This window comes from Mesorhizobium sp. B2-3-5, assembly GCF_006442395.1.
Classification (GTDB): domain Bacteria; phylum Pseudomonadota; class Alphaproteobacteria; order Rhizobiales; family Rhizobiaceae; genus Mesorhizobium.
Genome location: NZ_VFVX01000003.1, coordinates 89347 through 103498 on the forward strand (window position 1 = coordinate 89347; position 14152 = coordinate 103498).

Below are 14152 nucleotides of genomic sequence, written 5' to 3' on the forward strand. Positions count from 1 at the left end.
CGACGCCTTCGGCGCGGCTGAACACGCCGGCAGACTGGTAATTCCCGCCCGTTTCCGCCATATAGCGCCAAACGGATATGGAACGACCGCAAGAAAATGGCAGCAGGCATTGCCCCCTTCGCCAAGATGAACGGCATCGGCAACGAGATCATCGTCGCCGATATGCGCAGCCGTGCCGACCGGGTGACGGCGGCGGCGGCGGTCGCGCTCAACGCCGATCCCGCGACCCGCTTCGACCAGATCATGGCGATCCATGACGCGAAGACGCCGGGCACTGCCTACTATGTCGACATCCTGAATTCCGACGGCTCGGGCGCGCAGGCCTGCGGCAATGGCATGCGTTGCGTCGTTCAGGCGCTTGCCGCCGAGACCGGCCGGAAGACGTTTACCTTCGAGACCCGCGCCGGCATTCTCAATGCAGAAGAACATGCCGACGGCTTGATCTCGGTCGATATGGGCACGCCGCGTTTCGGCTGGCAGGAAATTCCGCTGGCCGAAGAATTCCGCGACACCCGCATGATCGAATTGCAGATCGGGCCGATCGACTCGCCTGTGCTGCATTCGCCCTCCGCCGTCTCGATGGGCAACCCGCACGCCATCTTCTGGGTCGACCGCGACGTCTGGTCCTATGAACTCGAGCGCTTCGGCCCGCTGCTCGAAAACCACCCGATCTTCCCAGAGCGCGCCAACATCACCATCGCGCAGGTGACGTCGCCCGAAACCATGATCATCCGCACCTGGGAGCGCGGCGCCGGCCTGACCAAGGCCTGCGGCTCGGCGGCTTGCGCCGCCGTGGTGGCGGCGGCCCGCACCCGGCGGACCGGGCGCAGCGTCAGCCTGCTGACCCCCGGCGGCGGCACGCTGCATGTCGAATGGCGCGGCGACGACCACGTCATCCTGACCGGTGCGGCCGAATGGGAGTTTTCCGGCAGCTTCGATCCGTCAAACGGCACCTGGGCTCGCGACACCGAAAGCGCCGCCTGATGTCGGCTCTGTCGAAGAGCCCTGTCTTCGAGGGCCCCCTCTCCGAGGCTCCCCGTTCCAATGGCATTGACGTGGTGACCTTCGGCTGCCGGCTGAACACCTACGAATCCGAGGTAATGCGGCGCGAGGCCGAAAGCGCCGGCCTTGGCACGCTGGCCGGCGGAGCCGTGATCTTCAACACCTGCGCCGTCACCGGCGAGGCGGTCCGCCAGGCCAAGCAGGCGATCCGCAAGGCCCGCCGCGACAACCCTAGCGCGCGCATCATCGTCACCGGCTGTGCCGCGCAGACCGCGCCACAGGATTTCACGGCAATGGACGAGGTCGATCTCGTTCTCGGCAATGAGGAGAAGCTGAAGGCGAACTCCTACCGTGCGCTGCCGGATTTCGGCGTCAACGATACCGAGAAGGCGCGCGTCAACGACATTTTTTCGGTGCGCGAGACCGCCGGTCATATGGTCGACGCCATCGAGGGCCGGGCCCGCGCCTTCGTCCAGGTGCAGAATGGCTGCGACCATCGCTGCACCTTCTGCATCATTCCCTATGGCCGCGGCAATTCGCGCTCGGTGCCGATGGGCGCGGTGGTCGAGCAGGTCAAGCGGCTTGCCGGCAACGGCTATGCCGAGGTCGTTTTGACCGGTGTCGACATGACGTCTTTCGGCGCCGACCTACCGGGCGCGCCGAAACTCGGCAAACTGGTGAAAACCATCCTCAAGCAGGTGCCCGACGTGAAGCGCCTGCGGCTGTCCTCGATCGATTCGATCGAGGCCGACGGCGAATTGCTCGATGCCATCGCGACCGAACCACGGCTGATGCCGCATCTGCACCTGTCGCTGCAGTCGGGCGACGACATGATCCTGAAGCGCATGAAGCGCCGCCATGTGCGCGATCAGTCGATCCGCTTCTGCGAGGATGTGCGCAAGCTGCGCAAGGACATCGTCTTCGGCGCCGACATCATCGCCGGCTTCCCGACCGAGACCGACGACATGTTCGAGAACTCGATAAGGATCGTCGCGGAGTGCGGCCTGACCCACCTCCACGTCTTCCCGTTTTCCCCGCGCGAAGGCACGCCCGCCGCACGCATGCCGCAAGTGCGCCGCGAAGTGGTCAAGCAGCGCGCCGCAAGGCTGCGCGCCGCCGGCGAGGCGGCCTATCGGCGCCATCTGGCCTCGCTTGCCGGAACACGCCAGTCGATCCTGATCGAACGCGATGGCCTTGGCCGCACCGAAGGGTTCACGCTTGCCGCGCTGGGCACCGGCGCGCCGGGCGAGATCGTCGAGGCCGACATATCGGGCCATGATGGTACCCGGCTGATCGCGACACCCCTTGCGGCCCGCGCCGCCTGAGAAACGCAAAGCATGGCTGGTTTTTTCAAGAAGATATTTTCGTTCGGCAAGAAAGAGGTTGTCGAGGAGCGGATCGACGAGACCGCCCCGCTGCCGCCGATCAAATGGGACGCACTGGACGCGCTAAAGCCGGCGGCCGAGCAGGCCGTGCCGGAATTTTTGAAGCGTGAAGAACCAGAAGCAGCGCCCCACCCTCCCCTCGATGGGGAGGGTGGACGCGAAGCGGCGGGGTGGGGTGATAGCGCCGGCGTTGGCGCCGATCACCCCCACCCCCGAGCCGCGCTCGGGACCTCCCCCATCGAGGGGGAGGTAAAGGACGCGTCCCCGCTGGCGCCTGTCGAGGAGCCGGCACCCGAGCCCATTCCGACTATCCCACCGGCGCCGGAGCCGACGGTTCCGTCCGAGCCCGAAATCCAGCCTGAGCCTGCTCCGGCCGAAGAACCGCAGCCGGTCGAGCCCGCCCCGAAGCCGCCGGCTCCCGAAATACCCGAAGAGCCAGCGCCGCCAGAAACCCCCGACGTGCCGGTGGTGCCGGAACGCCTCCCGGAACCTGCGCCACGGGAAATTCCGGCACCTGAACGGCCAGGGATCGCGCCGGAACCGGAGGAACTGCCAGAGCCAGCGCCCGCCGAAGTGCCGGCACCGGTCGAGACGCCGTCGGCAATTCCGTCAGCAAGGCTTCCCCCGGAAGTCAGCGCCGCCCCTCATCCGCCTGCCGGCACCTTCTCCCCGTATAAGGACGGGGAGAAGGGCGCTGATCGCGACGCTGGAACCCCTTTTGCTGATACCGAAGAAGAAGCCTCGACGCTGGCGGCCCCCTCTCCCCGTACTTTACGGGGAGAGGGTAAGGGTGAGGGCCGGCGCCAACCTGCGGAAAGTTCCGCACCAACCGCCGAAGCTTCGCCGACGATTGCCGCCCCACCAGCGGAAATCGCGCCTCCCCTTCGCCAACCATCCCCGGTCGAAGCACAGCCTGTCCTTGCCGAGATCGCGCCTGAACCACAGCCGGTCCCGCCGCCAGCCCTACAACCGGCATCGGAACCGAAACCCGCCCAGGGCAAGGTAACCGTCTCCAAAAAGGTCGAGCAGAAGGCCGAGCCGGTGAAAGCGCCGGAGCCGGCGCCGCGACGTTCCTGGTTCCAGCGCATGCGGGACGGGCTTGCCCGCTCGTCGCGCGAACTTACCGGTAACATCGCCGGCGTCTTCACCCGGCGCAAGCTTGACGAGGACACGCTGCAGGATCTGGAGGATGTGCTGATCCGCGCCGACCTCGGCATGGAGACGGCGCTGCGCGTCACCGATGCGCTGGCTTCCAGCCGTTATGGCAAGGATGTCTCCGACACCGAAGTGCGCGCCATCATGGCGGCCGAGGTGGAGAAGGTGCTGACACCCGTCGCCATGCCGCTGGAGCTCGATCTCTCGCACAAGCCGCATGTCGTCCTGGTGGTCGGTGTCAACGGCACCGGCAAGACCACCACCATCGGCAAGCTGGCGGCGAAACTGACCGATGGCGGCCTGTCGGTGATGCTGGCCGCCGGCGACACGTTCCGCGCCGCGGCCATCGAGCAGCTGAAGATCTGGGGCGAGCGGACGAAATCGCCGGTGATCGCCTCGAAACTTGGCGCCGACGCCGCCGGCCTCGCCTATGACGCCTTCGAGAAGGCCAAGGAGGCGGGTTCAGACGTGCTGATCATCGACACCGCCGGCCGCCTGCAGAACAAAGCCGAACTGATGGCCGAGCTGGAAAAGATCGTGCGCGTGCTCGGCAAGCTCGATCCCGAAGCACCGCACACCGTGCTGCAGACGGTCGACGCCACCACCGGCCAGAACGCGCTCAACCAGGTCGAGATCTTCCGCAATGTCGCCGGCGTCAACGGCCTGGTGATGACCAAGCTGGACGGCACGGCGCGCGGCGGTATTCTGGTGGCGATCGCGGCAAAGCACAAATTGCCGGTCTATTTCATCGGCGTCGGCGAACAGGTCGACGACCTCGAACCTTTCTCGGCAAGCGAATTCGCCAGGGCGATCGCTGGAGTGGCCTGACAAGCATATCCCAGGAAGCCGCTGGCTTTTTGGAGCGCGTAAGAAAGAGACCCCATGAACCCACCTATCCTCGAGCGCGATCCCTCCGATCCGCAGAAAGAGAAGAAGGAAGGCATCAATCCCGTGCTCAAGCTGGTGCTTGAACTCGGGCCGCTGATGGTCTTCTTCTTCGCCAATGCGCGTGGCGAATGGCTGACGCAGAAATTTCCGGTGCTGGCCGAATTCGGCGGGCCGATCTTTGTCGCCACCGGCCTGTTCATGGCGGCAACCGTCATCGCCCTTGCCGTCTCGTGGCTGCTCACCCACACCTTGCCGATCATGCCGATGGTGTCGGGCGTCGTCGTCCTCATCTTCGGCGCGCTGACGCTCTATCTGCAGGATGATATCTTCATCAAGATGAAACCGACCATCGTCAACACGCTGTTCGGCGGCGTGCTGCTCGGAGGCCTGTTCTTCGGCAGGTCGCTGCTCGGCTATGTCTTCGATTCGGCGTTCCGGCTCGATGCGGAAGGCTGGCGCAAGCTCACCTTCCGCTGGGGCCTGTTCTTCCTGTTCCTGGCCCTCGTCAATGAGGTGGTGTGGCGGAATTTCTCCACCGATGCCTGGGTTACCTTCAAGGTCTGGGGCATCATGCCGATCACGCTCCTGTTCACCTTCAGCCAGATGCCGCTGATCCTGCGCCATTCGTTGGACGACAAGACCGGCGGGGAAGAGAAGGCTGGCAAATAAGGCCTGCGAATAAGGGGAAGAGCCATGGAATTCGTCACCACGCGCGAGGAGCTGAGGACGATCTACAAGACGCCTCGCCCGACCGACGGTTCGATCCGCAAGGAATTGAAGGCACTCGACGGCCACTGTCGTTCCTTCATCGGCAAGAGCCCCTTCGTGCTGATCGGCTCTTCCGACGGCGAAGGCAATGCCGACGTGACCCCGAAAGGCGACAAGCCCGGCTTTGCCGCCATTCTCGACGACCGCACCATCGCCATTCCCGACCGGCCCGGCAACAACCGGCTGGATACGCTGGAGAACATCCTGCGCAATCCCTCGATCGGCCTGCTCTTCCTCATTCCCGGCATGAACGAGACGCTGCGCGTCAATGGCGATGCCCGTATCACTGTCGACGCAACCTTGCGCGAGCGCCTTGCCGTCGACGGCAAGGAGCCGCAAAGCATCATCGTGGTGTCAGTCAAGGCAACCTACATGCATTGCGCCAAGGCCTTCATGCGCTCCGATTTGTGGAAGCCGGAGAGCTGGTACGACCGCACGACATTGCCGACGCTCGGCCAGATCCTGCGCGACCAGCTGGCACTGGCCGACTCCGCCGAGGCGACCGACCGCTGGCTGGACGACGATTACCGGCGGACCATGTGGTAGGCTCGTACGGACACGATTCGTCCGAACCGGCCTTCTTCACCGTGCTCAACATCATTGCCATCTCCGGCAGCCTGCGCGCCGCCTCGACCAATTCGGCCCTGCTGGCGGCCTTGGCCGCCAGCGCGCCTGCGGACTGCCGCGTCCACCTTTATGACGGCCTCGGCCGGCTCCCGATCTTCAATCCCGACGACGAAGGCGAGCGCACGCCTTCCGAAGCGGCACGCCTGATCGAGATGATCACCCGCGCGGACGGCGTCATCGTCTCCTGCCCGGAATATGCGCATGGCGTGCCCGGCGGCATGAAGAACGCGCTCGACTGGCTGGTGTCGGGCGACGCAGCCATCGACAAGCCGGCCATGCTGGTGCACGCCTCGCCGCGCTCGCTCTATGCGCGGGCGGCGCTGGCCGAGATCATGCGCACCATGTCGTTCGCGCTTTACGACGGCGGGCTTGAGATTGCCTTGCTGGGGAAGAAGTCCGCCGAGACAGAGATGATCCTCAACGAGGACCCGAACCGGCAGGCGATGCGTGAGGCGGTGCGGGCTTTCGCGGGTTTTATCCGCGGGCAAACGTAACGTCGTCATCCTAGGGCGGAGCAAGGAGCGCAGCGACGCGGCGCAGACCCTGGGATCCATGCCGTGACGCCAAGGCGTTGCAATCGTTACAGAATTCCGCGCCGCTGCACTCCATGTCGAACGTCACGGAATGGATCCTCGGGTCAAGCCCAAGGATGACGAATGGAAGGGCGCGACCCCACTCCTGACGTTGCCGAAGGAGGGCCCACACTCGAACGTAACCCGCTCTACCCCTTCCGCCGCGTCTCGACATCGGTCTTGCCGACATACCAGTCGCGGGCGTTGACCTCCTCGAAGACCACCCAGACATCGTCGTTGCCGAGGCCGGTGGCGTCCATGATGGCGGCCGTGACCTTCCTGGCGATGTCAGCCTTCTTGCCGGCCGGATCGGCGGCGATCACTTCCTTGACGATGCGGATGTTGACGAATGGCATGTCGTCCTCCCCTTGGATTCTGCCGGTTGCCGCCCGGCAACTGTTTCGAAACTCGCTCCGGCAAACCGCATGGCGGTGGTTCCGGTACCCGTGGCGCGGCGGGCGCGGCAGACAGACGCAGAAACGCCAGCAGAGGCCGCCAGAGAAAAGTTTCCAGTAGCCTCAATAGGTCTTGGCCCCGTTGACCATCAGCCGCACCGAATAGAGCGAGGTGGTGCCAGCGATGTAGAGGCAGTTCAGCTTGGCGCCGCCGAACACGCAATTGGCGGTCACTTCGGGCACCTTGACCTTGCCGATCAGCATCCCGTCCGGATCGTAGCAATGGATGCCGTCGGCCGCACTGGTCCAGATGCGTCCGTCCGCGTCGAGCCGGAAGCCGTCGAACAGGCCAGCGGTGCAGTCGGCGAAGACCTTGCCGCCCGAAACCTTCTTGCCATGCTTGCCGACATTGAACACCCGCATATGCGCCGGATTCTGCGCGCCATGCGTGCGGCCGGTGTCGACGACATAGAGCAGGCTTTCGTCGAGCGAGAAGGCGAGCCCGTTGGGTCTCACCATGTCGGTGATGACGGCCTCGATCTCGCCTGTCTCGGGATCGACGCGGTAGACATGGCAGGCGCCGATCTCGCTCTCGGCCTTGTCGCCCTCATAGTCGGTGTCGATGCCATAGCTCGGATCGGTGAACCAGATAGAGCCGTCGGATTTCACCACAACGTCGTTGGGCGAGTTCAGCCGCTTGCCCTTCCATTTGGCGGCAATCGTGGTGACCGAGCCGTCATGCTCGGTGCGGCTGACACGGCGGCCCGAATGCTCGCAAGTGACCAACCGGCCCTGCCGGTCGACGCTGTTGCCGTTGGAATTGCCCGAGGGCTGGCGGAAGACGCTGACGCTGCCGTCCGTCTCGTCGTAGCGCAGCATGCGGTTGTTCGGGATGTCCGACCAGACGACGTAGCGGCCGGCGGCGAACCAGGCCGGCCCTTCCGCCCAGCGGCATCCGGTGAACAGCTTTTCCACCTGCGCGCTGCCATTGAACAGGCGCGCGAAGCGCGGATCGAGAACTTCGTAATAGTCTGCGGCCGCCATGCATTTCCTCCCGGCATCACGTGACGCCGGGATCAAGCCAGCCCGCGATCGATCTGGCAAGCCGTGGATTTCGCATTTGTAAGACAAAACGGATTGGGCCAGCCTTTCGCGCTGGCGGGGTCCGACGTGCGGAGGACGCTTTGGGACGCCATTAACCGGCTATGCGCTGCGCGCAATGGTGCATTGCAACATCTTCTTTTTGCAATGCACCATTCCTATGTCATGCTCCGTACCGATCAAGGGAGGAAGAACCGGCCGCGACAAATGCGGCATAGAAGGAACCTTGCCATGATCTTCAACGATCTCATGACCCGCGCTCGCACCAGCATCGCCAAGCGCAAGCAGTACAACCGCCTCGTCGCCGAAATCGACAGCTTCTCCAGCCGCGATCTGGCCGACATGCGCGCCGACCGCTCGGAAATGCTCTACCAGATCCACAAGCAGATCTACGGCTAGTATTCGGTCGGCCAATCACGTTCGTCATCCTTGGGCGTAGCGACGCGAAGCGGAGCGAAGACCCAAGGATCCATGCCGTGATTTTCGAGAGTTACTGCGGTGCAGGACTTGTGCGCGTTTCGAACCGCCGCACTTCTAACGAATGTCACGGAATGGCTTCCAGGGTCTGCGCCGCGTCGCTTCGCTCCTTGCTTCGCCCTGGAATGACGACCGAAGGGGCCGCGTTAACCCGGCGCCGCCAGTGCCTTTTTGATCTGCGGCAGCAGGAGATCCCTCGCCGACTCCGCCGTCAGCGGGCCGACATGCTTGTAGGCTATTCGGCCGTCCTTGCCGATGACAAAGGTTTCCGGCACGCCATAGACTCCCCAGTCGATCGCCGTGCGGCCGGCCTCATCGACACCGATGGCCTGGAACGGATTGCCGAGGTCGCCGAGGAAGCGGCGGGCGTTTTCCGGCCGGTCCTTGTAGTTCAGTGCCGCCATGGTGAAGCGCTTGTCCTGCGCCAGCGCCAGCAGCACCGGATGCTCTTCCCGGCACGGCGCGCACCATGAGGCAAACACATTGACCAGCGTGACCTTGCCGGCGAAGGCCTTCGAATCGAGCCCCGGCAGGTTTGACCCTTCCAGCGCCGGCAGGCTGGTTTGCGGCGCCGGCAACCCGATGAGCGCCGAGGGCACTTCCGAGATATCGCGTCCCGACAGCAGCTGCGACAGGAACAGTCCCGCCAGGCCGAGGAAGACCAGCAGCGGCAAAAATACGAACAGGCCCCGACGGGGGGGCGGTGTTTCGCTTTCACTGCTCATGACTTTGGTGTCCCGGCCTTGTCGGAACGGCGTCGCACGCCGGCCGCTTCGAGTTCGGCAAGCTCGCGTCTGCGCGCCCGCTGGTCGAGCAGGATCCAGCCGATCAGCCCGGCCAGGACCACGGCGGTGATGCCATAGGCAGCGGTGACATAGAGGGCATGCGCGCTCATGCCGGCCGCTCCATCGACGTCCTTTTTTCCGGCCGGACCGTTTCACCTCGCTCGATCATGCTTTTCCCTTACCGGCCTGCCCGCGGCTTCGCAATCGGCTGCCGCGCCGCAGTCCCAAACCTGCATGGTCGCCGTGCCGCCGCCTTGATGTCGCGCAAACCCTGGCCGACGTCACTCAATCCGTACCATGGCGCAAGGCCAGTGCCGCCGAGACCGGCCCCAGCACGGCAAGAAACAGCGTCAGCGCGGCAAGAATGAGGAAGGGTTGCAGGAACGGGTCGGGACTGGCCGTCGCGCCGTAGCTCGCCGAAACGCCGAAGATCAGCACCGGGATGGTCAGCGGCAGCACCAGCACCGAGATCAGCAGCCCGCCGCGCGGCAGCGCCACCGCCACGGCCGCCCCCGCGGCGCCGATAAAGGTGATCGCCGGCGTGCCGACCAGCAAAGTGAGCGCCGTGGCGCCGATTGCCAGCGGCTCCATGTTCATGAACAGGCCGAGCAAGGGGGCTGCGACCACCAGCGGCAGCACGCTTCCGGCCCAGTGCGCCAGGCATTTCACCAACACCGTCAGAGCCAGCATGTGCCGGTCGTTGCCGAGAACCAGCAGGTCGAGCGAACCGTCCTCACGGTCGGCCTGGAACAGTCGGTCGAGCCCCAGCAGGCAGGACAGCAGCGCCCCGATCCAAAGGATCGCCGGGCCGATGCGGGAAAGCAGCTTCAGGTCCGGCCCGACACCGAACGGAATGGTGGCGATGACGGCAAGGAAGAAGATGACGCCGGTCAGCGCGCCGCCGCCGGCGCGGATCGAGAGGCGGATGTCGCGCAGGAAGAGGGCTAGCATGAGCGGAGCGCCGGTGCGGATATACCATCCCAACGACGGCGTTCTGTCACACCCCCCTCTGTCCTTCCGGACATCTCCCCCGCAAGGGGGGAGATTGGCAGCTTCGATGGGAGTGTTCTTTCTGCAGCGTTAGCGATTGGCGAAAGCAGAGATGACAGCCGATCTCCCCCCTTGCGGGGGAGATGCCCGGCAGGGCAGAGGGGAGCGCCGTAGAGCCCGGACATCAGCCGGCCTCCCCCATCCGCAGCGCCTTTGCCCCCTCGATACCCAACGGCAGATGCGTTGCCGCCACGACAATCCCTCCGCCCCCCAGATGCTTGCGCATCAGCCCCGCGAACCGCGCTTCCGAAGCCTTGTCCAGCCCCGCCGTCGGCTCGTCGAGCAGCCACAACGGCCGATGGCTGACCAGCAGTTTCGCGATCGCCGCGCGGCGCCGCTGCCCCGTCGAGAGATAGCCGAACGGCAGATGGCCGATGCCACCCAGCCCGACCGTTTCCAGCGCCTCTTCGACGCCGACATCTCCGCTGCCATCGAACTCCCGCCAGAAGCGCAAATTCTCGGCCACACTGAGCGCGGTCTTCATCGCGTTCTGATGACCGAGATAATGGCAGGCCGAAGCGATCGACGGAAACGCCTCACCACCGCCCTCGAGCAACAGACCGCCCTCGGCCTTCGGCAGCAGCCCGGCGATGATCCGGAGCAGGGTTGATTTGCCGGCCCCGTTCGGCCCCGTGACGACCAGCGCCTGGCCCTGGTCGAGCGCGAAGCCAATGCCGGAAAAAACCGATTCGCCGCCGCGTTCGCCGCCCAGATTTTCGGCGATAAGCCGCATCCCTCGCCTGCCCTGAAAACAATGTTTCGCGACCGCTGCCGCGTCGCACAAATTTGCTCCGCAACTGTCTAGAACTATTCCAGAAAATTCTCTATATGCGGTGCATCCGTGCCAGCGGTCGGCGCGGGAATAGAATTTGCGCCGAACCAGCGCACGCGCCGCCTTGAACGGCTCGGGTTGCTTGGGAACGGACAGCGGAAATGGCCGTACCCGCACCTTTGCGCGTGATTGCATGCCATCGGCGTCCGTTCCCTTTCAGGCTGAACAGACAAGGACGGATCGCACGTGTCAAAATCCCTGGATAGTTTCAATTGCCGCCGCACGCTGACCGCGGGTGGGGCGGAATATGCCTATTTCGACCTCGTCGAGGCCGAGAAGAACGGCATCACCGGCATCGCCCAGCTGCCCTACTCGATGAAGGTGCTGCTGGAGAACCTGCTGCGCAACGAGGATGGCCGCTCCGTCACCAAGGACAGCATCCAGGCGGTTGCCGGCTGGCTGACCGACAAAGGCACCGCCGGCGTCGAGATCGCCTATCGCCCGGCGCGTGTGCTGATGCAGGATTTCACCGGCGTTCCGGCGGTGGTCGACCTCGCCGCCATGCGCGACGCCATGGCCTCGCTCGGTGGTGACCCGCAGAAGATCAACCCGCTGGTGCCGGTCGACCTCGTCATCGACCATTCCGTCATCGTCGACGAGTTCGGCACGCCGATGGCCTTCGCCCGCAATGTCGAACTCGAATATGAGCGCAACGAGGAACGCTACAAGTTCCTGAAATGGGGCCAGCAGGCGTTCCGCAACTTCCGCGTCGTGCCGCCCGGCACCGGCATCTGCCACCAGGTCAACCTCGAATATCTCGGCCAGGTGGTGTGGACCAACACCGAGGATGGTGAAACGACGGCCTATCCCGACACCTGCGTCGGCACCGATTCGCACACCACCATGATCAACGGCCTTGGCGTGCTCGGCTGGGGTGTCGGCGGCATCGAGGCCGAGGCGGCCATGCTCGGCCAGCCCGTTTCCATGCTTTTGCCGGAAGTCATCGGCTTCCGCCTCACCGGCAAGCTGAAGGAGGGCGTCACCGCCACCGACCTCGTGCTCACCGTCACCCAGATGCTGCGCAAGAAGGGCGTCGTCGGCAAGTTCGTCGAGTTCTTCGGGCCCGGCCTCTCCAACATGACGCTGGCCGACCGCGCCACCATCGGCAACATGGCGCCGGAATACGGCGCCACCTGCGGCTTCTTCCCGGTCGACAGCGAGACCATCCGCTACCTCACAATGTCCGGCCGCGAGGAAAGCCGCATCGCGCTGGTCGAGGCCTATTCCAAGGCGCAAGGCATGTGGCGCGAGGCAGGTTCCGCCGACCCCGTCTTCACCGACCTGCTCGAGCTTGATCTCGGCGATGTCGTGCCGTCGATGGCCGGCCCCAAGCGTCCCGAAGGCCGTGTCGCGCTCGAAGGCATTCCGGCCGGCTTCGCCAAGGCGATGGACACCGAATACAGGAAGGCGGCCGAGATTTCCAAGCGCTACGCCGTCGAAGGCACCGATCATGATCTCGGCCATGGCGACGTCGTCATCGCCGCCATCACGTCGTGCACCAACACCTCGAACCCGAGCGTGCTGATCGGCGCCGGCCTGCTCGCCCGCAACGCCAATCGCCTTGGCCTCAAGCAGAAGCCGTGGGTGAAGACCTCGCTGGCGCCCGGCAGCCAGGTGGTGGCGGAATATCTGGAGAAATCCGGCCTGCAGAAGGAACTCGACCAGATCGGCTTCAACCTGGTCGGCTTCGGCTGCACCACCTGCATCGGCAATTCCGGCCCGCTGCCGGCGCCGATCTCCAAGACCATCAACGATAAAGGTTTGATTGCCGCCGCGGTCCTGTCCGGCAACCGCAACTTCGAAGGCCGCGTCTCGCCCGACGTGCAGGCGAACTACCTCGCCTCGCCGCCGCTGGTCGTCGCGCATGCGCTCGCCGGCACCGTGACCAAGGACCTGACGTCAGAGCCGCTTGGCGAGGACAGGAATGGCAATCCGGTCTACCTCAAGGACATCTGGCCAAGCTCGGCCGAGATCCAGGAGTTCATCGAGAAGAACGTCACCCGCGAGCTGTTCGCCCGCAAATATGCCGATGTCTTCAAGGGCGACGAATACTGGCAGAACGTCAAGGCGCCGGAAGGCCAGACCTATGCCTGGGACGACAATTCGACCTATGTGCAGAACCCGCCCTATTTCGCCGGCATGACAGCAGGCTTCGGCAAGATCGGCGACATCAAGGGGGCGCGCATCCTCGGCCTGTTCGGCGACAAGATCACCACCGACCACATCTCGCCGGCGGGGTCGATCAAGGCCGCCTCGCCAGCCGGCAAGTACCTCACCGACCACGGCGTCGGCGTTGCCGACTTCAACCAGTACGGCACGCGGCGCGGCAACCATGAGGTGATGATGCGCGGCACCTTCGCCAACATCCGCATCCGCAACCACATGCTGGGCGAGAACGGCCGCGAGGGCGGCTACACCATCCACTACCCGTCGAAAGAAGAGGAATCGATCTACGACGCGGCGATGGAGTACAAGAAGGAAGGCGTGCCGCTGGTCATCTTCGCCGGGGTCGAATACGGCAACGGCTCGTCGCGTGACTGGGCGGCCAAGGGAACGAATCTCCTTGGTGTCCGCGCGGTCATCGCCCAGTCCTTCGAGCGCATCCACCGCTCGAACCTGGTCGGCATGGGCGTCATCCCCTTCGTCTTCGAGGACGGCACCTCCTGGGCCTCGCTCAACCTGAAGGGCGACGAGCTCGTCGAGATCGACGGCCTGAATGCGATCAAGCCGCGCCAGACGATGAACGCCAAGGTCACCTATGGCGATGGCACGGTGAAGAACGTGCCGATCGTCTGCCGCATCGATACGCTGGATGAGCTCGACTACTTCAAGAACGGCGGCATCCTGCAATACGTGCTGCGCGATCTCGCTGCCTGAGGCAGCAAGGGAATAAGGCAGTAGGGCAGTAAGGCAGTAAGGGAGTAGGGAAGACAGTACCTACTGCCCTACTGCCCTACTGCCCTACTGCCCTACTGCCCTACTGCCCTACTGCCCTACTGCCCTGCAATAAAAGCCAGACTGCTCAAAGCATTAGCGGGCTCGGCCCAAGTTCCGGCCTGATTCGCCCGCAATAGAGATCGACGGAGGCAAGAGAGCTTGCCACGTGGTGGTGATG

Annotated in this window: 14 protein-coding genes; 8 read left to right on the forward strand and 6 right to left on the reverse strand. The window is 64.6% G+C overall.

The annotated features are described in order from the left end of the window. The first annotated feature begins 96 nt into the window (after positions 1–96). From dapF to FJ958_RS05075, 6 genes are read left to right on the forward strand one after another with little or no spacing between them, the layout of a single operon-like run. Positions 97–984: a diaminopimelate epimerase gene (dapF, locus tag FJ958_RS05050; protein ID WP_140740208.1), complete on the forward strand. Its 888-nt coding sequence runs from the start codon at positions 97–99 to the stop codon at positions 982–984. Further along, the gene (gene mtaB / locus FJ958_RS05055) at positions 981–2327 is read left to right on the forward strand and encodes a tRNA (N(6)-L-threonylcarbamoyladenosine(37)-C(2))-methylthiotransferase MtaB (RefSeq protein ID WP_181176302.1); all 1347 of its coding nucleotides are present in this window, start codon (positions 981–983) and stop codon (positions 2325–2327) included. The genes dapF and mtaB overlap by 4 nt, the downstream gene beginning before the upstream one ends. A 12-nt stretch (positions 2328–2339) precedes the next feature. Beyond that, complete coding sequence (gene ftsY, locus FJ958_RS05060) at positions 2340–4370, forward strand: signal recognition particle-docking protein FtsY (protein WP_140740211.1); 2031 nt, start codon at positions 2340–2342, stop codon at positions 4368–4370. Positions 4371–4424: 54 nt separating this feature from the next. Beyond that, the gene (locus tag FJ958_RS05065; RefSeq protein WP_140740214.1) at positions 4425–5099 is read left to right on the forward strand and encodes a septation protein A; all 675 of its coding nucleotides are present in this window, start codon (positions 4425–4427) and stop codon (positions 5097–5099) included. Between the two features lie 24 nt (positions 5100–5123). Continuing rightward, complete coding sequence (locus tag FJ958_RS05070) at positions 5124–5744, forward strand: pyridoxamine 5'-phosphate oxidase family protein (RefSeq protein WP_140740217.1); 621 nt, start codon at positions 5124–5126, stop codon at positions 5742–5744. A gap of 41 nt (positions 5745–5785) precedes the next feature. Further along, positions 5786–6319, forward strand: a complete 534-nt coding sequence (locus tag FJ958_RS05075) for an NADPH-dependent FMN reductase (protein WP_140740797.1) — start codon at positions 5786–5788, stop codon at positions 6317–6319. 227 nt (positions 6320–6546) lie between these two features. On the opposite strand, the gene FJ958_RS05080 is transcribed toward FJ958_RS05075, so the two are convergent. Together FJ958_RS05080 and FJ958_RS05085 are read right to left on the reverse strand one after the other, a co-directional pair. Continuing rightward, positions 6547–6753 carry a 4-oxalocrotonate tautomerase family protein gene (locus FJ958_RS05080; RefSeq protein WP_140740220.1) on the reverse strand — a complete coding sequence of 69 codons (207 nt, stop codon included), beginning with the start codon at positions 6751–6753 and terminating at the stop codon, positions 6547–6549. Positions 6754–6915: 162 nt separating this feature from the next. Continuing rightward, on the reverse strand, positions 6916–7836 hold the full coding sequence (locus FJ958_RS05085; protein WP_140740223.1) for an SMP-30/gluconolactonase/LRE family protein: 921 nt from the start codon (positions 7834–7836) through the stop codon (positions 6916–6918). 288 nt (positions 7837–8124) lie between these two features. On the opposite strand from FJ958_RS05085, the gene FJ958_RS05090 reads away from it, so the two are divergent. Continuing rightward, the gene (locus tag FJ958_RS05090) at positions 8125–8292 is read left to right on the forward strand and encodes a hypothetical protein (protein WP_140610188.1); all 168 of its coding nucleotides are present in this window, start codon (positions 8125–8127) and stop codon (positions 8290–8292) included. 224 nt (positions 8293–8516) lie between these two features. Here FJ958_RS05090 and FJ958_RS05095 read toward each other — a convergent pair whose 3' ends face one another. The 4 genes from FJ958_RS05095 to ccmA all read right to left on the reverse strand — a co-directional run bounded on the left by FJ958_RS05095 (position 8517) and on the right by ccmA (position 10938). Next, complete coding sequence (locus FJ958_RS05095; protein ID WP_140740226.1) at positions 8517–9095, reverse strand: DsbE family thiol:disulfide interchange protein; 579 nt, start codon at positions 9093–9095, stop codon at positions 8517–8519. Further along, entirely contained in the window at positions 9092–9265 is a 174-nt protein-coding gene (ccmD, locus tag FJ958_RS05100) for a heme exporter protein CcmD (RefSeq protein ID WP_140740229.1), read from the reverse strand. The genes FJ958_RS05095 and ccmD overlap by 4 nt, the downstream gene beginning before the upstream one ends. Before the next feature lie 175 nt (positions 9266–9440). Further along, positions 9441–10106 carry a heme exporter protein CcmB gene (gene ccmB, locus FJ958_RS05105; RefSeq protein WP_140740232.1) on the reverse strand — a complete coding sequence of 222 codons (666 nt, stop codon included), beginning with the start codon at positions 10104–10106 and terminating at the stop codon, positions 9441–9443. A gap of 223 nt (positions 10107–10329) precedes the next feature. Next, positions 10330–10938 carry a heme ABC exporter ATP-binding protein CcmA gene (ccmA, locus tag FJ958_RS05115; RefSeq protein WP_140740238.1) on the reverse strand — a complete coding sequence of 203 codons (609 nt, stop codon included), beginning with the start codon at positions 10936–10938 and terminating at the stop codon, positions 10330–10332. A 285-nt stretch (positions 10939–11223) separates the two neighbouring features. Here ccmA and acnA point away from each other — a divergent pair, with 285 nt between their 5' ends. Next, positions 11224–13914: an aconitate hydratase AcnA gene (gene acnA / locus FJ958_RS05120; RefSeq protein ID WP_140740240.1), complete on the forward strand. Its 2691-nt coding sequence runs from the start codon at positions 11224–11226 to the stop codon at positions 13912–13914. Positions 13915–14152: the final 238 nt, after the last annotated feature.